This window comes from Streptomyces sp. NPDC050485 (assembly GCF_044458185.1).
Lineage (GTDB): Bacteria > Actinomycetota > Actinomycetes > Streptomycetales > Streptomycetaceae > Streptomyces.
In genome coordinates this window covers 10,009-32,984 of sequence record NZ_JBITHR010000021.1, presented here as the reverse complement: position 1 = coordinate 32,984, position 22,976 = coordinate 10,009, and the positions used below count along the sequence as shown (strand labels likewise).

The 22,976-nt window shown below is 72.0% G+C and carries 2 protein-coding genes; both read right to left on the bottom strand.

Translation table 11 applies throughout. The features are described 5' to 3' along the window. Window positions 1-22: 22 nt before the first annotated feature. Entirely contained in the window at window positions 23-16,408 is a 16,386-nt protein-coding gene (locus ACIBK6_RS32210; RefSeq protein WP_399055225.1) for an amino acid adenylation domain-containing protein, read from the bottom strand. Further along, window positions 16,408-22,887 carry an amino acid adenylation domain-containing protein gene (locus ACIBK6_RS32205; protein ID WP_399055223.1) on the bottom strand — a complete coding sequence of 2,160 codons (6,480 nt, stop codon included), beginning with the start codon at window positions 22,885-22,887 and terminating at the stop codon, window positions 16,408-16,410. Before ACIBK6_RS32205 ends, ACIBK6_RS32210 begins: the two co-directional genes overlap by 1 nt. Window positions 22,888-22,976 lie beyond the last annotated feature (89 nt).

Sequence of the window (22,976 nt, the reverse complement as noted above, 5' to 3'; positions counted from 1 at the left end):
TCGCGCGCCAACCACAATCACGTCATACAAGAGAAGCTCCCGAAGTTGCCTTGATGCCATTGAGGTGCCGGTTGATGACCTTGCAGATCTCGGCCGCGGGGCCCGGCATGTTCATTCCGAGGTGCGTGGAGTGGATGTCCCATTCCTGAACGTCCCCGAGAATGTGGGGAGTCCAGTGGGCGCGGTACGAATCGTCGGGATTCAGCGTCGCGTTGAAGAACAGGGCGTCACCGCTGAATACCGGGGACTCGAAGTCCTTCATCAGCGTGATGTGCCGCACCATGATGGCCGCCGAATTGTCGATCAGGGATTCCCGGTCGCCTTCGGCCGTTCCGGCCAGGGCCGGGAGGCGCTCGCCGAAGAACTCGCGTACCTCGGACACGTCGACCGTCTCGTTGTGGGTGAACCAGGAGGCGGGGACGCAGTCCAGCAGGGCGAGCGTCGCCACTTCGTGACCCCGGCTCTGCAACTGGGCCGCCATGGCCTGGGCGAGCGTGCCGCCAAGCGAGAGACCCACCAGGTGGAAGGGGCCCTCCGGCTGGACCTTGAGGATCTGCTCGACGTAGTCGGCGATCATCTCCTCGATCGATCCCGGCAGCGCCGCACCGTCGAAGCCGCGCGCCTGGATCGCGTACAGCGGCCGGTCGCCCAGGTGGGCGGCGAAGCCCATGTACGCCCAGGAGAGCCCGACACCCGGGTGGACGAACCACACCGGTGCCTCGTCTCCCCCGGTCTTCAGGGGCAGGACGACTCCGAACGGGTCGGTGAACTCGGACGATCCGGTGCCCGAAGCCAGGTGTTCGTCCAGCTCCACGACGGTGGACGACTGGAACATGACCCGGATGGGGATCGAGACGCCGAGCAGGGTGCGGATCCGGTTGATGAGCCGGCTGGCCAGCAGCGAATGCCCGCCCAGCGCGAAGAAGTCGTCGTCGATGCCGACCCGCTCGACGCCGAGCACCTCGGCGAACAGTCCGGCCAGCACTTCCTCGCGCGGGGTGCGCGGGGCCCGGTAGGTCCCGGCGGTGAACTCCGGGTCGGGCAGCGCGGCCCGGTCCAGCTTGCCGTTGGGGGCCAGCGGGAGCCGCTCCAGCGTCACGAACGCCGCGGGGACCATGTAGTCCGGGAGGCGTTCGGCGGCCAGTCGGCGCAGTTCGTCGGTGGTGAGGCCGTCGCTCGCGGGGACGACGTACGCGACGAGCTGCTTGCCCGCGTTGCCCGCCCGGCCCTCGCGGGCGAGGACCGCCGCCTGGGCGATGTCGGGGTGGGCGGTGAGGGCCGCCTCGACCTCGCCGGGCTCGACGCGGAAGCCGCGCACCTTGATCTGGGAGTCGTCGCGGCCGGCGTACTCAAGCTGGCCGTCGGCGTTCCAGCGGGCCAGGTCGCCGGTGCGGTACATCCGCGATCCGGCCGGACCGAACGGGTCGGCGACGAAGCGCTCCGCGGTCAGGCCGGGGCGGTTGTGATAGCCGCGGCCGATGCTTCCGGCGACGTACAGCTCGCCGACGGTGCCCGGCGGTACGGGGGTGAGGCCCGGGCCGAGCACGTAGGTGCGCATGTTGCCCAGCGGCGTACCGACGGGAGTGCTGCCCGAGCCGGTCCACTCCTCGTCGCCCGGGGCGGCGAAGGCGGTGGCGTAGAAGGACTCGCTCTGCCCGTAGGCGTTGACCACGGTCACGCCGGGGAACGCCGCGCGGGCCCGCTCCACCAGCGTCGCCGACAGCGCCTCACCGGCGAAGACCAGCGTGTCGACGGTGGTGCGCTCCGCGATCTGGTCGACCAGTTCGGCGAAGGCGGAGGGGACGGTGCTGATCACACTGCCCGACCAGCCGTCCCGCTCGCCCAGGACGAGGACGTCGCGGACCACTTCGATGCTGCCGCCCGAGGTGAGGGTGGTGAAGATCTCGAACACGGAGACGTCGAAGTTGATCGAGGTGCTCGCCAGCGCCCGCCGCCCCGGACCCATGCCCACCTGGGGAGCCAGCCGCAGCACACCGTTGACGACGGTGTGGTGGGTGATGGCCACACCCTTCGGCGTGCCGGTGGAGCCCGAGGTGTACATGACGTACGCGAGGTGCTCGGGGCGCAGCGGGGCGGTCCGGTCCCGGTCGGTGAGATCGGTGTCCGCCGCGGATCCTTCGAGGTCGAAGGTGTCCAGGTGGAACACGGCGCTGTCGCTGGGCGGCAGCACCGACTCGGTGGCGGTGTCGGTGAGGATCAGCTGCGGGCGGGCCTCGGTGAGGATGGCCGCCAGGCGGTGGCTGGGGTACTTGGGGTCGATCGGCAGATAGGCGCCGCCGGCCTTGAGTACCGCGAGGAGTGCGACCACCAGGTCCGCCGAGCGCGGCAGCGACAGGGCCACCACCGACTCGGGTCCGACCTCGCGCCGTACCAGCTCCCGCGCCAGCCGGTTGGCCCGCGCGTTGACCTGACCGTACGTCAGCTCCTGGCCCTCGCAGACCACCGCGACCGCGTCCGGACTCACCGCCGCCTGGCGCTCGAACAGACCGGGGACGGTCAGTTCGGGCGTGCTGGCGGCCGTGTCGTTGAGTTCGAGCAGCCGCTGGTGCTCGGCCGGCTCCAGTACGTCCACCCGGCCCACCGGGGTGGCCGGCTCGGTCGCCAACTGCCGCAGGATCCGCGCCAGTCGGGCCGCGATCGCCTCCACCTCGTCCCGGCCGAAGGCGCCCTGCTGGTACTGGAGGACCATCATCAGGTGCGGTTCGGCACCGGCCATCAGGGCCAGCGGGTAGTGGGTGCCGGAGAAGGGGCGGATGCCGGTGAACGCGATGCCCGCCGCCGTGTTGGCGTCGGTGAGGCCCTCCTTGTCCACCGGGAAGGACTCGAAGACGACCAGCGTGTCGAACAGGCTCTTGTGCCCGAGGGACTGCTGGATGTCGCTCAGCCCGTAGTAGTGGTGGTCGAGGAGCGCCGCCTGCCGCTTCTGCAGACCGGTGACCAGATCGGCGAGCGAGTCCCCGGGTGCGTAGGTGACGCGCACCGGAAGGGTGTTGATGAACAGGCCGATGATCGAGTCGACGTCCGCCAGGGCCGGCGGGCGGCCGGAGACGGTGGCGCCGAACACCACGTCCTGACGGCCGGTGAGCTGGCCGAGCAGGACGCCCCAGGCGCTCTGGAGCAGGGTGTTGACGGTGACGCCGAGCTCGGAGGCGCGCCGGTTGAGCAGACGGGCCTCCTCCAGCGGCAGCGGGATGTCGATCTGTCCGACACCCTCGTTGTCCGGGGCCCCGGGGGCGAGCACCGTCGGGTCGGCCCCGGCGAACTCCTCGGCCCAGGCGCGGGCGGTCGCGTCGTGGTCCTGCTGGGAGAGCCAGACCAGGAAGTCCCGGAAGCCGCGCACCCTCGGCAGCGCCGTGGCGTCGCCGCTGGACCCGTACAGGCGCAGCAGGTCCTGCATCAGGAGCGGGAAGGACCAGCCGTCGAACAGCATGTGGTGGGCGGTCAGGACCAGTTCGGAGCGGTCCGGGCCCATCGTGACCAGCGTGAGCCGCAGCAGCGGAGGCGTGGCCTGGTCGAAGTGCTCGTGGTGGTCGTCGGCGAGGAGCTTTTCGAACGCCTCCTCGCGGGCCCCCTCGTCCAGAGTGCTGAGGTCGATCTGCCGCCAGGGCACCTCGACGTGGTCGAGGACGACCTGGACCTGGCTGCCGGCGGCGTCGGTGACGACCGCGGTGCGCAGGCTGGCGTACCGGTCGAGCACCGCCTGACCGGACATCCGCATCCGGGCGGGGTCGACCTGGCCGGACACGTGGAAGACGATCTGCATCTGGTACGCGTCGAAGGTGTCGTCGTCACCTTGCAGGGTGGACTCGAAGAGCAGTCCGGACTGGAGCGGTGTGAGCGGCCAGACGTCGGCCAGACCCGGATAGCGCTGTTCCCAGGCTTCGATGTCGCTCTGCCGCACCGAGACCAGCGGCAGGTCCGAGGGGGTCAGACCGCCGGTGCCGGGCGTGGCGACGTGGCGGGCGAGCGCGGTCAGCGCCTCGCACCACAGGTCGGCCAGTTCCTGCACCTCTTCGCGGGTGAGCACCCCGGCCGGGAAGCCGATCATGGCGCCGAGCTGGGCGCCCTGGCCGGTGTCGAGGACCGCCGAGTTGATCTCCACGGTCGACATCGCCGGCATGTCGGCGTCCAACGGAGCGTCCATGTCGGGGAGTTGGGTGAAGCCGAGCCCGCGCAGCTCCTCCGGCATGTCGGCCGAGGAGAACTGGCCCAGGTAGTTGAACCCGATCTGCCCCGCGGAGTGCTGCCGCAGCTCGGCCGCGGTCTCCGGGTTGAGGTAGCGCAGCAGGCCGAAGCCGATGCCCTTGTCCGGGACCGCCCGCAGCTGCTCCTTGACGGCCTTGACCACACCGCCCGCGGCCGGGCCGCCGGCGAACGCCTCGTCCAGGCTGAAGCCGGCGGTGTCCAGGCGGACCGGGAACATGCTGGTGAACCAGCCCATGGTGCGCGACAGATCGGCGCCCGGCACGATGTCCTGCTCGCGGCCGTGGCCCTCCAGGCGGATCAGCGCGGAGGACTCCACGACGCCCCGCCCGCGCCGCCACTTGGCGACGGCGAGCGCGAGGGCGGCCAGCAGGCCGTCGTTGACGCCGCCGTGGAAGGCGGCCGGCACCGAGGTGAGGAGCGCCTCGGTCACCGCCACCGGCAGCTGGATCTCCAGGTGCTCGACGGTGGACAGCACGTCCACCGCCGGGTCCAGCGGCCGCGATCCCAGTACGGGGTCGGGCCCGTCCAGCGTGCCGCGCCACAGCTCCATCTCGGCGACGCGCTCGGGGCTTTCCGCCTGCTCGACCAGTGCGTGCGTCCAGCGCCGCATGGACGTGCCGACCTCGGGGAGCTCCGGGGTCTTTCCGGCCTTGATCTGCTTCCAGGCCTCGGCGAGGTCCGGAACCAGGATCCGCCAGGACACTCCGTCGACCACCAGGTGGTGGAGCGCCACCAGGAGGCGGCCGGGTCCCTGCTCGGGGGCGAACCAGACGAACTGGGCCATCACTCCCGCGGCCGGGTCGAGGCGGCCGGTCGCGGCGTCCAGCTCTGCCGCGGCCGCCTGCTGCCAGTCGCTCCAGGTGCCGTCACAGGCGACCTGGTGGATCAGCGAGGCCGCGTCCACCGTGCCGGGTGCCGCGACCTCCAGGGCGCCGCCGTCCTCCAGCAGGAGGCGGGAGCGCATGATGTCGTGGCGGTCCAGGACCGCGCCGAGGGTCGCGGCGAGCTGGTGCTCCTCGATCCCTTCGGGCAGTTCCAGGGCGATCGACATGGAGAACCGGTCGAAGCCGCCGCCGAGTTCGAGCATGTACGCGCCGATCGGCAGCAGCGGCATGCGGCCCACGCCGCCGCCTTCGAGCTCTTCGAGCACCAGGCGGGCCCCGATGTCGCTGGTGGCGACCTCGGCCAGCTCGGCAACGGTGCGCTGCTCGAAGATCTGACGGGGTGTCACTTCGACGCCCTGGGCGCGGGCCCGGGTGACGACCTGGATGGAGCGGATGGAGTCGCCGCCCACCGCGAAGAAGTCGTCGTCCAGACCGACCCGCTCCAGGCCGAGCACATCGGCGTAGACGGCGGCGAGGGTCTGCTCGACCGCCGTGCGCGGCGCGCGGTAGGTCCCGCCGGTGAACTCCGGGTCGGGCAGCGCCGCCCGGTCCAGCTTCCCGTTCGGGGCCAGCGGCAGCCGGTCCAGGACGACGAAGGCGGACGGCACCATGAACTCGGGCAGCCGGTTGGCCGCGAAGCGGCGCAGATCCCGCGCGGAGAGACCGGCGGTCATGTCCACTTCGAGATCGCCGAGGCCGTCGACGCTGTGGTCCGACTCCGCGCCGACCGGCACGACATAGCCCACCAGCTGCTTGCCGCGGCCCGGCCCCTCGCGGACGATCGCCACCGCCTGGGCCACCTCGGGGTGGGCCACCAGCGCGGCCTCGACCTCGCCGGGCTCGATGCGGAAGCCCCGCACCTTGACCTGCGCGTCACCGCGGCCGGCGTACTCCAGCTGACCGTCGGCGTTCCAGCGGGCCAGGTCGCCGGTGCGGTACATCCGGGATCCGGCGGGACCGTAGGGGTCGGCGACGAAGCGCTCGGCGGTCAGCGACGGACGCCGGTGGTAGCCGCGCCCGACGTTCCCGGCGACGTACAACTCGCCCACCACACCCGGCGGCACGGGCACGAGGCCGGGTCCGAGCACATAGGTGCGCATGTTGCCGATGGGGGCGCCGATCGGGGCGCTGCCCGCGCCGTCCCACTCCGCGTCGGGGAGCAGGGCGAAGGTGCTGGCGTAGAACGACTCGGTCTGCCCGTAGGCGTTGACCAGCCGGGCGCCGGGGATCGTCTCGCGCACCCGCCGCACCAGGGAGGCCGGAAGGGCCTCTCCGGCGAAGACCACGGTCTCGGCGCTGATCTGGCCGGCCGTCTGGTCGAGCAGTTCGGCGAAGACCGACGGGACGGTGCTGATGACGCCACCGCTCCAGCCGCCGCGCTCGCCGATGACCAGGACGTCCCGGGCGATTTCGAGGGTGCCGCCCGAGGACAGCGTGGTGAAGGTCTCGAACACCGAGACGTCGAAGTTGATGGACGTACCCGCCAGGGTGCGGGTGCCCGGGTGCATGCCGACCGAGGCCGCAAGCGCTGACACACCGTTCACCACGTTGTGGTGGGTGATGGCTACACCCTTGGGCTGCCCGGTCGAGCCGGAGGTGTACATGACGTACGCCACGTGCTCGGGCCGCAGCGCGGAGATCCGCTGGGCGTCGCCGAATCCGGCGTCCTGCTCGCCCGTGGCGAGATCGAGGTCGCCCAGGAGCAGGCGCGGGGTGTCGGTCTCCGGCAGGATCCCGATGGTCTCCGCGTCGCTCAAGAGCAGCGTGGGCCGGGCGTCGGACAGGATGAAGTCGAGCCGGGTGCTGGGGTACTTGGGGTCGATCGGCAGATACGCGCCGCCCGCCTTCAGTACGCCGAGCAGGGCGATGACGAGATCCGCCGAACGCGGCAGCGAGAGCGCCACCACCGACTCCGGACCCACACCGCGCCCGACCAGCTCACGCGCAAGCCGGTTGGCCCGCGCGTCCAGCTCCCGGTAGGTCAGCGACTGCTCGCCGCACTCCACCGCGACCGCGTCCGGCGTCCGGGCGGCCTGCTGCTCGAACAGTTCGGGGACGGTCAGGTCGGGGGTCGCCACCGCGGTGTCGTTGAACCCGCGCAGCACCAGCTCCCGCTCGGCCGGCTCCACCAGCTCGACCGTGCTGACCCGCTGGCGCGGATCGGCCGCCAGCTGCTCCACGACCCGGGTGAACCGGGCGGCGACGGCCTCGACCGTCGAGCGGTCGAACAGGTCGGTGGCGTACTCCAGATGACCGAGGACACCCATGCCGGGCAGGTCGGCCATGTTGAAGAACAGGTCGAACTTCGCGGACTCGTTGCGGACCCGCTCGAACTCCACCCGCACACCGGGCAGGGTGAAGTCCTTCCGGGCGAAGTTCTGCCAGGCGAACATCACCTGGAACAGCGGCGAGTACGCGGTGGAGCGCTCGGGGTTGAGCTCCTCCACCAGGCGCTCGAAGGGAACGTCCTGGTTGTCGTAGGCGGCCAGGGACTTGTTCCGTACCTGGTCGAGCAGTTCCTCGAAGGTGATGTTGCCCGACAGGTCGGCGCGCAGCACCCAGGTGTTGACGAAGAAGCCGATCAGGTCCGCGAGGCCTTCGTCGGTGCGGTTGGCGATCGGCGACCCGATGGTCAGGTCGTCGCCGCCGCCGAGGCCGTGCAGCAGCACCGCGAGGGCCGACTGCAGCACCATCGAGACGGTCACGCCGTGCGCGCGGGCCAGCTCGTCGACGCTGGCCACCACGTCCGGCGCGAGACCGAACTCGACCGTGTCGCCGCGGTGGCTGGCGGACGGCGGACGCGGGCGGTCGGCGGGCAGCTGGAGCGGCTGCGGTACGCCCGCCAACTCCTCGCGCCAGTAGCGCACTTGGGCCGCCAGCGAGCTGTCGGGGTCGTTCTCGTCCCCGAGCACCTCGCGCTGCCACAGCGTGTAGTCGACGTACTGCACCGACAGGTCCGCCCACTGCGGGGCGTCGCCCTGCATGCGGGCGGTGTACGCGGTACCGAGGTCCCTGGCCAGCGGGGCCATGGACTCGCCGTCGCTGGCGATGTGGTGGATGAGGAGCACCAGGACGTGCTCCTGCTCGCCGGTCCGGAAGAGCGTCGCCGCCACCGGGATGTCCTTGGAGAGGTCGAACTGGTGGGCCACGGCCTCGGCCATGGCGTCCGGCAGGCCCTCCTCGTCGGTCAGCACGAGGGGCATGTCGAGCGTCGCCTCGTCGGCGGGGACCACCCGCTGGAACGGGACGCCCTCGGCGTCCTCCACGATCAGCGTGCGCAGGCTCTCGTGCCGCGCCACCACGTCCCGTACCGCCGACTCCAGTGCGGCCACGTCCAGGGTGCCGGTCAGGCGCAGCGGGAAGGGCGCGTTGTACGTGGCCGAGGGGCCCTCGAAGCGGTCGATGAACCACAGCCGGCGCTGGGCGAACGACAGCGGCACCAGGTCGGGCCGGTGCTCCGCCTTGCGCAGCTGCGGCCGCACCCGGGAGCCGGGCGAGAGGTGCCCGGTGAGCTCCACGACGGTGGGCGAGTCGAACACCGCCCTGATCGGCACCTCGATGCCGAGCGAGGTGCGGATCCGGCTGACCAGCCGGGTCGCGAGGAGCGAGTGCCCGCCGATGTCGAAGAAGTTGTGGTCGATGCCGACCTGGTCGAGCCCGAGGACCTCCGCGAACAGCGCGCACAGGACCTCTTCCTGCGGGGTGCGCGGTGCGCGGTAGGCCTCGCCGGTGAACTCCGGCTCGGGCAGGGCGGCCCGGTCGAGCTTGCCGTTCGGGGCGAGCGGCAGCCGCTCCAGGACCACGAAGGCGGCGGGGACCATGAACTCCGGCAGCTGGGCGGCGACGAACTTGCGCAGTTCGTCGATGTCGATGCCGCTCTCGGCGGCCGCGGTGGGAACCGCGTAGGCCACCAGGCGCTTGCCGGTGCCGCCGGCTTCGCGGGCGACGACCACGGCCTGGGCGACGCCCGGGTGGGCGGTCACCGCGGCCTCGATCTCGCCGGGTTCGACGCGGAAGCCGCGCACCTTGACCTGGGCGTCGTCGCGGCCGACGTATTCGAGCTGGCCGTCGGCGTTCCACCGGGCCAGGTCGCCGGTGCGGTACATCCGCGAGCCCGCCGCGCCGAACGGGTCGGCGACGAAACGCTCCGCGGTCAGTGCGGGGCGGTCCAGGTAGCCGCGCGCCACGGCACCCGCGATGTACAGCTCGCCCACCACGCCCGGGGGTACGGGCGTCAGGCCCGGGCCCAGGATGTAGGTGCGCATGTTGCCGAGCGGGGTGCCGATCGGGGCGCTGCCGGTGCCGTCGCCGGAGTCGGCGGAGGTGGTGGCGTAGAAGGACTCGGTCTGCCCGTAGGCGTTGACCACCCGCACGCCGGGCAGCACGGTACGGATCTTGTGCACCAGCGAGGCGGGGAGCGCCTCACCGGCGAACACCAGCGTCTCGGCGCTGATCCGGTCCGCGAGGCGGTCGATCAGTTCGGCGAAGACCGACGGGACGGTGCTGATGACGCTGCCCGTCCAGCCGTCGCGCTCGCCGAGGACCAGCGCGTCGCGGACGACCTCGACGCCCGCGCCGACGGACAGCGCGGTGAAGATCTCGAAGACCGACACGTCGAAGTTGATCGAGGTGCTGGCCAGCATCCGGGAGCCCGCGGCCGCGCCGACCCGCGACGCCAGCTGCGTCACGCCGTTGACGACGGTGCCGTGGGTGATCACGACGCCCTTCGGGGTCCCGGTGGAGCCCGAGGTGTACATGACGTAGGCGAGGTGCTCGGGGCGCAGCGGCGCCGTCCGCTCCTCGTCGCCGAGCGGCGCGGCCTGTCCGGCGCCGTCCAGGTCGAGGTCGTCGAGCAGCAGCTGGGGGACGTCGGTGCGCGGCAGTACGTCCACGGTCGCGGTGTCGGTGAGGATCAGCTGCGGGCGGGCCTCGGACAGGATGAAGTCCAGCCGGTGGCTCGGGTACTTCGGGTCGATCGGCAGGTATCCGGCGCCGGACTTGACGATGGCGAGCATCGCCACTACCAGGTCGGCGGAGCGCGGCAGGGCGAGGCCCACCACCTTCTCCGGACCGGCCCCGCGGGCGATGAGCTCACGGGCCAGGGTGTTCGCCCGCCCGTCGAGCTCGCGGTAGGTCAGCGAGGTCTCCTCGAAGACCACCGCGACCGCGTCCGGGGTCAGCTCCGCCTGGCGCTCGAACAGGGCCGGCAGGGTCAGCTCGGGGAACGGCGCGGCCGTGTCGTTGAGTTCGACCAGGAGCCGGTCGCGTTCGGCCGCCTCAAGGACGTCGACCTGCCCGACCCGCACCTGCGGGTCCTCGACCAGCTGCCGCAGGATCCGCTCGAAGCGGGCGGCGATGGTCTCGACGGCCGCGCTGTCGAAGAGGTGGTGCTGGTACTCCAGCGCGACGCGCAGCCGGGGTTCGGCGGTGGCGGTCACGATCATCGGGTAGTGGGTGCCGCTGAGCGGGCTGATGCCGGTCACCGCGATGCCCGCCGCCGAGTACGCCTCGGAGATGCCGGCCCGGTCGATCGGGTAGGAGTCGAAGACGACGATGGTGTCGAACAGGGACTTGAGACCGGTGGCGTGGTGGATCTCGGCGAGCCCGTAGTGCTGGTGGTCCAGGAGCGCGCCCTGGCGGGCCTGGAGTCCGGTCAGCACCTGGTGCAGCGTGTCCGCGGGGACGCAGTCCACCCGTACCGGAAGGGTGTTGATGAACAGGCCGACCATGGAGTCCACGCCCGGCACCATGGGCGGGCGGCCGGAGACGGTGGTGCCGAACACCACGTCCTGACGGCCCGTCAGGCCGCCGAGGAGGAGGCCCCAGGCCGCCTGCACGACGGTGTTCATGGTGACGCCCAGCTCGGAGGCGCGCCGGGACAGCTCCTGGGAGAGGTCGGCGGTCAGCGGGACGTCGACCTGGCCGATGCCCGTGGGTGCCGCGTCCGAGGACACGGCGGCGGGGACGAGCAGCGTGGGCTCCTCGATCCCGGCGAGCTCACCGGCCCACACCCGGGCGGCCTCGTCGCGGTCCTGCTGCGCCAGCCACACCAGGAAGTCCCGGTAGCCGCGTACGCGGGGCAGCGCCGAGGTGTCCCCGTCGGAGCCGTACAGGCGCAGCAGGTCCTCCAGGAGCAGCGGCACCGACCAGCCGTCGAACAGGACGTGGTTGGCGGTGAACACCAGCTCCGCGCGGTCCGGGCCCATGGTGACCAGGGTCATCCGCAGCATCGGCGGGGTGAGCGGGTCGAAGTGCGTCGCGTGGTCCTCGGCGAGGAGCTGCTTGAGCGCCGCGCCGCGGGCCTCCTCACCGAGGCGGCTGAAGTCGACCTCGCGCCACGGCAGTTCGACGTGGTCGAGGACGACCTGGACCTGGTCGCCGGCGGCGTCGGACACGAACGCGGTACGCAGGGCGGCGTACCGGTCCAGGAGCGCCTGGCCCGCGGCCCGCATCCGGGACGGGACGACCTGCCCGGACAGGTGGAAGACCATCTGCATCTGGTAGGCGTCGAACGCGGCGTCGACCATCAGCGTGTGGAAGAGCAGACCGGACTGCGTGGCGGTCAGCGGCCAGACGTCGGCGAGACCCGGGTACTGCTTCTCCCACAGGTCGATCTCGCGCTGGGTCGCCGACACCAGCGGCACGTCCGAGGGGGTGAGTCCGCCCGCGCCGGGCTGCTCGGCGTGCCGGGCGAGCGCTTCGAGGGCGGCCCGCCAGTAGTCGGCGAGTTCCTGTACGTCGGCCTCGGTGAGCACGCCGGTGGCGAAGCCGAGCCGGGCGCTGAGCTGCGGACCGTGCTCGCCGTCGGTGACCAGCGCGTTCAGGTCGAGCGTGGAGAGCGCGGGCATGTCGGCGTCGGGGTCGGCGACCAGTTCGGTGGTGCCCTCGGCCTGGGTCCAGCCGAGGCCGCGCAGGTGCTCGGGCATGTCCGTGGTCGAGTAGCGGCCCAGGTAGTTGAAGCCGATCTGGCCGGTGGAGTGCTGCTTCAGCTCCTCGGCGGTCTCGGGGTTCAGGTAGCGCAGCAGGCCGTAGCCGATGCCCTTGTCCGGGATCGCGAGGAGCTGCTCCTTGACCGCCTTGATCGCATTGCCCGCGGACGCTCCGCCCGCGAACGCCTCGTCCAGGTCGACCCCTTCGAGGTCGAGGCGGACGGGGAACATGGTGGTGAACCAGCCCACCGTGCTCGACAGGTCGGCGCCCGGCACGGCCTCCTCCTGGCGGCCGTGTCCTTCGAGGCGGATCAGCGTCGAGGGCTCCTCGATGCCGCGGGCCCGGCGCCAGCGGGTGACGGCGAGGGCGAGTGCGGTGAGCAGTCCGTCGTTGACGCCGCCGCGGAAGGTCGCGGGGAGCGTGTTGAGCAGGGTCTCGGTGATCGCCTCCGGCAGCCGCACCCAGAGGTGCCCGGACTTGGAGACGACGTCGAGTGCCGGGTCGAGGGGGCGGGTGCCGAGCACCGGGTCGGGTCCGGCCACCACCGTGCGCCACAGGTCGAGTTCGGCGACCCGCTCGGGCGAGGCCGCGGCGTCCACGAGGGCGTGCGCCCAGCGCCGCGCCGAGGTCGTGCCCTGGCCGAGCTCCGGGGTCCGCCCGGCGCTAACGTGCTCCCAGGCGGCGGCGAAGTCGGGAAGCAGGATGCGCCACGACACTCCGTCGATCACGAAGTGGTGCAGCACCACGAGGAGCCGGCCCGGGGCTTCGGTGCCCGCGTCGAACCACACGAACTGCGCCATCGTCCCGGCGGCCGCGTCCAGGCGGCCGGTGGCCGCGTCGAGTTCGGCGGCGGCCAGCTCCTGCCACTGCCCGTTCCACCGGCCGTCGCAGGCGACGCGCTGGATCAGCCGGGGTACGTCGACCGAGCCGGGGGCGTCGACCTCCAGGCCCCAGTCGTCGCCGTGCACCAGGCGCGAGCGCAGCGCGTCGTGCCGGTCGAGGACCGCGCCGAGGGTCGCGGCGAGGCCCTCCTGGTCGATGCCCTTGGGCAGTTCGACCACCAGGGACATCGAGAACCTGTTCGTTCCGCCGCCCAGCTCCATGAGGTACTTGCCGACGGGCAGCAGCGGCATCCAGCCGACACTGCCGCCCTCCAGCTCCTCCAGAACGGGGCCGGCCCCGGCCAGGCCGCTCGCCTGGGCGACCTCGGCCAGCTCGGCCACGGTGCGGCTCTCGAAGATCTGACGGGGCGTCACTTCGACGCCTTCCGCGCGGGACCGGGAGACGACCTGGATGGAGCGGATGCTGTCGCCGCCGATGGCGAAGAAGTCGTCGTCGATGCCGACCTGGTCGAGGCCGAGGACCTCGGCGTAGACGGCCGCGAGGATCTTCTCGACCGGGGTGCGCGGCGCGCGGTACTCGCCGCCGGTGAACTCCGGCTCGGGCAGCGCCTTGCGGTCCAGCTTGCCGTTGGGGGTCAGCGGCAGCCGGTCCAGCATCACGAACACCGACGGCACCATGAACTCGGGCAGCCGTCCCGCGACGAAGCGGCGCAGATCGCGGGCGGAGACACCGGCGGTGATGTCGATGTCGAGGTCGCCGAGGCTCTCGACGCTCCCCAGACCGCTCTCCTCGATCTCCACCGGGACCACATAGCCGACGAGCTGCTTGCCGGTGCCGCTGCGGCCCTCGTGGATGGTCACCACGGCCTGGGCGACGCTCGGGTGGGCCGTCAGGGCGGCCTCGATCTCGCCGGGCTCGATGCGGAAGCCGCGGATCTTGACCTGGGAGTCGTCGCGGCCGGCGTACTCCAGCTGGCCGTTCGCGTTCCAGCGGGCCAGGTCGCCGGTGCGGTACATCCGCGATCCGGCCGGGCCGTACGGGTCGGCGACGAAGCGCTCGGCGGTCATGCCGGTACGGCTGTAGTAGCCGCGCGCCACGTTGCCCGCCACATAGAGCTCGCCCACCACGCCGACCGGGACCGGCTCCAGGCCGGGGCCGAGCACGTAGGTGCGCATGTTGCCGAGCGGGACACCGATGGGGGCGCTGCCCGCACCGTCCCACTCCGCCTCGGGCAGCAGGGCGAAGGTGCTGGCGTAGAACGACTCGGTCTGCCCGTAGGCGTTGACCACCCGGATGCCGGGGATCGTCTCGCGCACCCGCCGCACCAGCGCCGCGGGCAGCGCCTCACCGGCGAAGACCACGGTCTCGGCGCTGATCTCGCCGCCCACCTGGTCGAGCAGTTCCACGAAGACCGACGGGACGGTGCTGATGACGCCACCGCTCCAGCCGCCGCGCTCGCCGATGACCAGGACGTCCCGGGCCACTTCCAGGGTGCCGCCGGTGGACAGCGCGGTGAACAGCTCGAACACCGACACGTCGAAGTTGATGGACGTACCCGCGAGCAGCCAGGTGTTGGAGTCCACGCCCACCGCGGACACCAGCCGGGTCACACCGTTGACGACGGTGTGGTGGGTGATGGCCACGCCCTTGGGCTGGCCGGTCGAGCCGGAGGTGTACATCACGTACGCGATGTGGTCGGGGCGCAGCGCGCCGTGCCGCTCGGCGTTGTCGAGCGGTGTGCCGTCGGCGCCGCCGTCCAGGTCGAGGTCGCTGAGGTAAAGGCGCGGGGTGTCGGTCTCGGGGAGGATCCCGATGGTCTCCGCGTCGGTAAGGAGCAGCGTGGGCCGGGCGTCGGAGAAGATGAAGTCGAGCCGGGTGCTGGGGTACTTGGGGTCGATCGGCAGATACGCGCCGCCCGCCTTCAGTACGCCGAGCAGGGCGATGACCAGGTCCGCCGAACGCGGCAGCGAGAGCGCCACCACCGACTCCGGACCCACACCGCGCCCGACCAGCTCACGCGCAAGCCGGTTGGCCCGCGCGTCCAGCTCCCGGTAGGTGAGGGCGGCGCCGTCGAAGACCACCGCGACCGCGTCCGGCGTGCGGGCGACCTGCTGCTCGAACAGTTCGGGGACGGTCACCTGGGGCGTGGGCGCCGCGGTGTCGTTGAACCCGTGCAGCACCAGCTCCCGCTCGTCCGGCGCGAGGACGTCCGCCTGCCGGACCGGCTTGTCGGGGTCGGCCACCATCTGCTCGACGACGCGGATGTAGCGGGCCGCGATGGCCTCGACCGTCGCGTGGTCGAACAGGTCGGTGGCGTACTCGATGTAGACGAGCATGCCCGGCTTGGTGGGGTCGGCGAAGTAGTTGAACTCCAGGTCGAACTTGGCCGACGAGGTGGCCTGCGCCTCCAGGCGCGCCTGCAGCCCGCCGGGCAGTTCGAGGTCGATCCAGCGCTCGTTCTCCCAGGTGAACATGGTCTGGAACAGGGAGTGGTACGCGGTGGAGCGCTCGGGGTTGAGCTCCTCCACCAGGCGCTCGAACGGGGCGTCCTGCTTGTCGTAGGCGGCCAGCGCCTTCTCCTGCACCTGCCCGACGAGGTCGTTGAACGTGGGGTTGCCCGACAGATCGGTGCGCAGCACCCAGGTGTTGACGAAGAAGCCGATCAGGTCCTGGAGTTCGTCGTCGGTGCGGCCCGCGATCGTGTTGCCGATCGGGATGTCCTCACCGGCGCCCAGGTGCTGGAGCAGTACCGCGAGCGCGGTCTGCATCACCATCGGCACCGACACGTCGCGGTCGAGGGCGAACTCCTCGGCCTTGGCGAGCAGTTCGGGCTCGATGGGGAACTCCACGATGCCGCCGCGGTGGCTGGCGGACGGCGGACGCGGGCGGTCGACGGGCAGCCGCAGCGGCTGCGGGATGCCCGCCAACTCCTCGCGCCAGTACTGGACTTGGGCGTTGAGCACGCTGTCCGGGTCGTCCTCGTCGCCGAGCACCTCGCGCTGCCACAGCGTGTAGTCGATGTACTGGACCGGCAGCTCCGGGTACTCCGGGGCCTCGCCAAGCACCCGTGCCGTGTAGGCGGTGTCCAGGTCACGGGCCAGCGGCACCACCGACTCGCCGTCGCTGGCGATGTGGTGGATGAGCAGCACCAGGACGTGCTCCTCGGGGCCCGCGCGGAACAGGGTGGCCCGTACCGGGATCTCGGTGGCGAGGTCGATGGTGGACTGCCCGGCCTGGTCCACGGCGTGTTCCAGGACGTCGGGCGCCACCTCTACGAGCGGCACGTCGAGCACCAGCTCGTCCACCGGCACGACCTGCTGCGAGGGAACGCCGTCGGCGTTCGCGACGATCAGCGTGCGCAGGCTCTCGTGCCGGACCACCACGTCCCGTACGGCCGACTGAAGGGCCGTCACGTCCAGCGGGCCGTTCAGCCGCACCAGGAACGGAACGTTGTACGTCGCCGAGGGGCCTTCGAACTGCTCGATGAACCACAGCCGGCGCTGCGCAAACGACAACGGGATCATTACTGTCCACTCCTGTTCATCTTGCGCAGACGGGGGCGACTCGACGCGTTCGCACTCTTCACCGTGCGCGACAGTTCAGCGATGTTGCGGTGTTGGAAAATGGCCCGGATGGTCACGGAGACTCCGAGGGTCTTGCGGATGCGGCTGGTCAGGCGGGTCGCCGTCAGGGAGTTGCCGCCGAGTTCGAAGAAGTCGTCGTCGATGCCGACGCGCTCCACTCCGAGTACCTCGGCGAACAGCGCGCAGAGGCTCTCCTCCTGCTCGCTGCGCGGGGCCCGGTAGGGGGGTCCCGCCGGTCCGGGTTCGGGCAGGGCCGACCGGTCCAGCTGTCCGCCGGGGGTCAGCGGCAGCTGGTCGAGGACCACGAGCGCGGCCGGGACCAGGTGGCCGGGCAGGCGCTGCGCGGCGAAGGCGGTGACCTCGTCCACGTCGGTGCCGTCCTCGGCGGGGACCACATAGCCGACGAGCTGTCGGGTGTCGCCGTCATGGGCGACCACCACTGCTTCTTCGACCGAGGGGTGTGCGGCCAGGACGGCCGCGATCTCGGCGGGCTCGACGCGCTCACCGCGGATCGTGACCTGGGTGTCGGCGCGCCGCACGTATTCGAGGCGGCCGTCGGCGTTCCAGCGGGCGAGGTCTCCGGTGCGTACCATCCGCGATCCGGCGGGGCCGAAGGGGTCGGCCACGAAGTGGGCGGAGGTGAGGGCTGGACGGCCGTGGTAGCCGCGCCCGAGGGTGCTGCCGGCGATGTACAGCTCGCCGACCGCTCCCGGCGGCACCGGGGTGAGGCCCGCGCCGAGCACATGGGCCCGCACGTTCGGGAGGGGTGCTCCGACGGGGGCGTCCCCCGTCGGCGCCGTTCCCTCGGCCGGGAGGGCGAAGGCGGTGGCGTAGAAGGATTCGACCGGTCCGTGGGCGCTCACCACATGGGCGCCCGGGGCCGCCTTGCGTACCTTCTCGACCAGCGCCGCCGGCAGCGGCTCACCGGCGAACAGCACCGCCTTGGCGCCGATCTCGCCCGCGACCTGGTCGAGCTGGGCGGCGAACACCGACGGAACCGCGCTGATCACGCCGTCGGCCCGGTCCGCGAACTCCGTTTCCTGCTCGGCCAGTTCGACGCCGGAGCCGGTGCACAGCGCGGTGAACAGCGTCAGCGCCGCCACCTCGAAGGTGGTCTGCCGGGTCGCGAGGACATGGGTCGTGGGCAGGCCGCCCAGGTGTGCCGCGAGGCCCGGTACGCGCTCGGCCACCGTGCGGTGGGTGATCGTCACCCCCCTCGGCCCGCCGGGGTAGCCCGAGGTGTAGGTCAGCCAGGCCACGTGGTCCAGGAGCAGCGGCCGGATCCGGTCCTGGTTCCCGAGGTCAGTGCCGGAGCCCGCCGTGATCTCGTCCAGGCGCAGCTGCGGAACTCCCGTTTCTGCCAGGGCAGTTGCGGTGCCGGCGTCCGTCAGGACGAGCGCCGGAGCCGCATCGGCGACCAGCGTGTGCAGGTAGCCGGCCGGAGCCTGCGGGTCCAGCGGCAGGTATCCCGCGCCGGACTTGAGGACCGCGAGGAGCGCGGCCACGTGCTCGGGGTTCTGCGGCAGCGCCGCCGCCACCAGCGTCTCCGGCCCGGCCTCGCGTCGCACCAGCTCGTGCGCCAGCTGGTTGGCCCGCGCGTTCAGCTCCTGGTAGGTCCACGACACATCACCGTGGACGAGGGCCACCGCGCCCGGTGTGGCCGCGGCCTGGCGCTCGAACAGTTCGGGGACGGTCGCCTCGGCCTGGGCGGCCGCCGTGTCGTTGAGCTCGGCGAGCCGTTCGCGCTCGGGCTGCTCCAGTACGTCGATGTGGCCGACGCGCTGGGCGGGGTCCGCCGCGAGGCCGCGCATGATCCGCCCGTAGCGGGCGGCGATGGCTTCGGCCGCGCTCTGGTCGAGCACGTTCTGCTGGTACTGCACGGTCAGCCGCAGTCCGTCGGACTCGATGAAGACCAGCAGGGTCACCGGGTAGTGGCTCGCGGTGAACGAGCGGATCCCGGTGACCGAGATCCCGGCCGCCCGGCACGCCTCGGCGATGCCGACCCGGTCCAGCGGGAAGGACTCGAAGCCGATGATGGTGTCGAACAGCGCGTCCAGGCCGGTCGCCGCGTAGATCTCGGTCAGCCCGTAGTGGTGGTGGTCCATCAGCGCGGCCTGCCGGTTCTGCACCCCGGACAGCAGCTCGGCGAGGGTGGCCGCGGGTGCGGTCTCGACCCGTACGGGCAGCGTGTTGAGGAACATGCCGACGATCGCGTCGACGCCGGGCACCGCCGGGGGACGCCCGGACACGGTGGACGCGAAGATCACGTCGGAGCGGCCGGTCAGCTGGTTGAGCAGGATCGCCCAGGCGCCCTGGACCACGGTGTTCAGGGTGACGCCGAGGTCGGCCGCGCGCCGCATCAGGTCGCGGGCCTCCTGGCCGGACAGCTGGACGTCGACCTGCCCGATGCCCGCGCCGCCGTGCCCGGATCCGGCGCCGGGGACGAGCAGGGTGGGCTCGCCCACCCCGTCGAGTTCACCGGTCCACACCCGGGCCGACTCGTCGGGGTCCTGGCGCGACAGCCAGTCCACGAAGTCCCGGTAGCTGCGCACCCGCGGCAGCACCGAGGCGTCCCCGGCCGAGCCGTACAGCTTCAGCAGGTCCTGCATCAGGAGCGGCACGGACCAGCCGTCGAACAGTACGTGGTGGGCGGTCAGGACGAGTTCGTAGCGCTCCGCCTCCATCTTGACCAGGGCCAGACGCAGCATCGGCGGCGCGACCGGGTCGAAGTGGGTGCGCAGGTCCTCCGCGAGGAACTCCTCGAAGGCTGCCGCGCGTTCGGCCTCGCCGAGGCCGCTGTAGTCGATGTCCTGCCAGGGCAGCGGGACGCCTTCCGGGATCAGCTGGACCAGGTCGCCGTTGGAGTCGGGCAGGAACGCGGCCCGCAGACTGGGGTGGCGGTCCAGGAGTGCCTGGCCGGCGGCGAGCATCCGGGCCGCGTCGACGGTCCCGGACAGGTGCAGTGCGTACTGGACCTGGTAGGCGTCGAAGGTGGAGTCGTTGAGCTGGGAGTGGAAGAGCAGGCCCGACTGCAGAGGGGTGGCGGGCCAGACGTCCGCGAGGCCCGGGTAGCGCTCCTCCCATGCCTCGATGTCGCTCTGGCCGACGGTCACCAGGGGCAGGTCCGAGGGGGTCAGGCCGCCCGCGCCCTGCTCGGCGACGTGCCGGGCGAGACCGCTGAGGGCGGCGCACCACAGGTCCGCGATCTCGCGCACCTCGGCGGGGGTGAGCACGCCGGTGGGGGCGGCGAACACCGCGCCGAGGCGGGGGCCCTGGGGGGTGTCGGTGACGCTGGCGTTGATGTCGAGTTCGGCGGGGGCCGGCATGCGGGGGTCCTGGCCGGCGTCGAGCTCGGCGAGTTCGGCGACGTCCGCCTGCGTCCAGCCGAGGCCGCGCAGGTGCTCGGGCATGTCGGCGGCGGAGGAGAACCGGCCGAGGTAGTTGAACCCGACCTGGCCGATGGGGTGTTGGCGCAGCAGCCCGGCGGTGCGGGGGTTGAGGTGGCGCAGCAGGCCGTAGCCGATGCCCTTGTCGGGGATGCTCCGCAGCTGCTCCTTGACCGCCTTCAGTACGCGCCCCGCGGCGGGGCCGCCGGCGAACGCGTCCTGGAGGTCGGCCCCGGCGAGGTCGAGGCGAACCGGGAAGGCGCTGGTGAACCAGCCCACGGTGCGCGACAGGTCGGCGCCCGGCGCCACGTCCTCTTCACGGCCGTGGCCTTCGAGGCGGACCAGCGCCGAGGACTCCTCGACGCCCCGCGTGGCGCGCCACTGGGCGAGCGCCAGGGCGAGTCCGGCGAGCAGGCCGTCGTTGACGCCGCCGCGGTAGGCCGCGGGCACGGCGGTGAGCAGGGCCTCGGTGACCACTGCCGGGAGTTCCACATGGGTCTTCTCGACGGTGGACACGACGTCGAGGCCGGGGTCCAGGCGCCGGGTGCCGAGCACCGGGTCGGGGCCCTCGACGATCGAGCGCCACAGCTTCAGCTCCGCGATGCGCCGCGGGGTGACCGCCTCGTCGGCCAGGGCGTGCGCCCAGCGCCGTACCGAGGTGGCCACGTCCGGCAGTCGGGGTGTCGCGCCCGCCTTGATCTGCTCCCAGGCCGCCGCGAAGTCGGGCATCAGGATCCGCCACGACACTCCGTCGATCACGAGGTGGTGCAGCGCCACCAGGAGGCGGCCCGCGCCCGTGCCCTCGCCGGGTGCCGGGTCGAACCACACGAACTGGGCGACCACGCCCGCGGCCGGGTCGAGGCGCTCGGCCGCGGCGTCGAGTTCGCCGAGCAGGGTCCGCGTCCAGGACTCGTCCCAGCGTCCGTCGCATTCGACGCGCCGGATCAGCGGATCGGCCTGCACCGACCCGGGCGGGGTGACCAGCAGACCGCCGCCGTTGTCGGCGACGAGACGGGACCGCAGCAGGTCGTGGCGGTCGAGCACCGCGCCCACCGTGGCCGCGAGCCGGGTGCGGTCGATGCCCTCGGGCAGGTCGAGCACCATCGCCTGCAGGAACCGGTCGAAGCCCGGCCCCCACTCGCGGATCCACTGCGCGACCGGCAGCAGCGGCATCCAGCCGGTGCCGCCGCCCTCCAGCTCTTCGAGGACCGCGCCCGCGCCGGATTCCCCGTTGGCGGCCACCACCTCGGCCAGTTCGGCCACGGTGCGGCGCTCGAAGATCTCCCGCGAGCTGAGCACCAGGCCGTGCGCCCGCGCCCGGGTCACCACCTGGATGGACTGGATGCTGTCGCCGCCGATGGCGAAGAAGTCGTCGTCGATGCCGACCTGGTCGAGGCCGAGCAGTTCGGCGAAGAGACCCGTCAGGATCTCCTCGTGCTCGGTGCGCGGCGCCCGGTAGACCGCGCCCCGGAACTCCGGCTCCGGCAGCTTGGCCTTGTCGAGCTTTCCGTTCGGGGTGAGCGGCAGCTGGTCGAGGACGGTGAACGTCGCGGGGATCATGTAGTCCGGCAGGCGCTGCGCGAGGAACGGGCGCAACTCCCCGACCGCGAAGCCGGATTCGAAGGCGATGGCGCCGTACGCGCCCTGCTGGGCGCTGGTGTCGGCCGCCTCGCTCCTGGCCGGGACGACATAACCCACCAGCTGCTTGCCCCGGCCGCTGCCCGCTGCCTCGTGGGCGATGACGGCGGCGTGGGCCACTCCGGGGTGCGTCTCCAGGGCCGCCTCGATCTCGTGGGGCTCGATCCGGAAGCCGCGGATCTTGACCTGGGTGTCGGCCCGGCCGTGGAAGACCAGGTCGCCGTCGGGCGTCCACTCCGCGAGGTCGCCGGTGCGGTACATCCGCTCGCCGGGCGCGCCGAACGGGCAGGCCACGAAGCGCCCGCTGGTCTGTCCGGGCCGGCCGAGGTAGCCGCGGGCCAGCGCCGCGCCCGACACGTACAGCTCACCGGTCACCCCGGCCGGTACCGGCCGCAGTTCGGCGTCCAGCACATAGGTGTGGGCGTTCGCGATCGCCGTGCCGATGGGCGGCACTTGGCCGTCGCCGGGCAGCGGCGTGCTCATGGTGGCGCAGACGGTGGTCTCGGTGGGGCCGTACGCGTTGATCATGCGTCGGCCGGCCGACCAGGTGGCGGCCAGTTCCGGCGAGGTCGCGTCACCGGCGACGACCAGGGTTTCGACAGTGGCCAGCGAACCGGCCGGCACCGCCGCGAGCACCGGCGGCGGCAGCGTCACATGGGTCACGCCGTACGCGGCGATCGTGTCGGCCACCGGGCTGCCCGGGGCGAGTTGGTCCTTGTCGGCGAGCACGAGCGTGGCGCCGGAGAGCAGGCCCATGCACAGTTCCCACACCGAGGCGTCGAAGCTGGGCGAGGCGAACTGCAGCACCCGGCTGCCGGCGCTCACCTTGAGCCGGTCGGTCTGCGTCGCGAGCAGGCTGCCGAATCCGGTGTGGGTGACCAGCACGCCCTTGGGGCGGCCGGTGGAACCCGAGGTGTAGATGACGTACGCGGTGTTGGTGACCGACGCCGGTATTCGCTCGTCCGCGGTCAGCGGGGCGGGGTCCAGGGCGGCCACCGACCGGGCGATGGCCGGGTCGTCCAGGCGCAGTACGGGCACCGGCAGCTCGGGCAGTTCCCCGGCGGTGGCGACGTCCGCGAGGATCAGGCGGGCCGCGGAGTCCTCCACCATGTACGCGAGCCGGTCGGCCGGGTAGGCCGAGTCCATCGGCAGGTACGCACCGCCCGCCTTCAGCACGGCGAGCACGGTCACGGCCCACTCGGGCGAGCGCCGCATCGCGATGCCGAGGACCGACTCGGGACCGATGCCGCGCCGGACCAGCAGCCGCGCCAACTGGTTGGCGCGCTCGTCGAGTTGGCGGTACGTCACCTGAACGTCGCGGAAGACCACCGCGACCGCTTCGGGTGCCGCCACGACCTGCCGCTCGAACAATTCAGTGAACGTCTCCACCGGCACCGGAACCTCCGTGTCATTGAGCTCACCCAGCAACGAATTCTGCCCAAAAGAACACAAGGGACTTCCCCCAGAGTGGTTAGACGTCAATG

What these genes read in the sequence shown, in the direction of transcription:
- ACIBK6_RS32210 (WP_399055225.1), bottom strand. Translation starts at nt 16,408, where the DNA reads ATGATCCCGTTGTCGTTTGCGCAGCGCCGGCTGTGGTTCATCGAGCAG.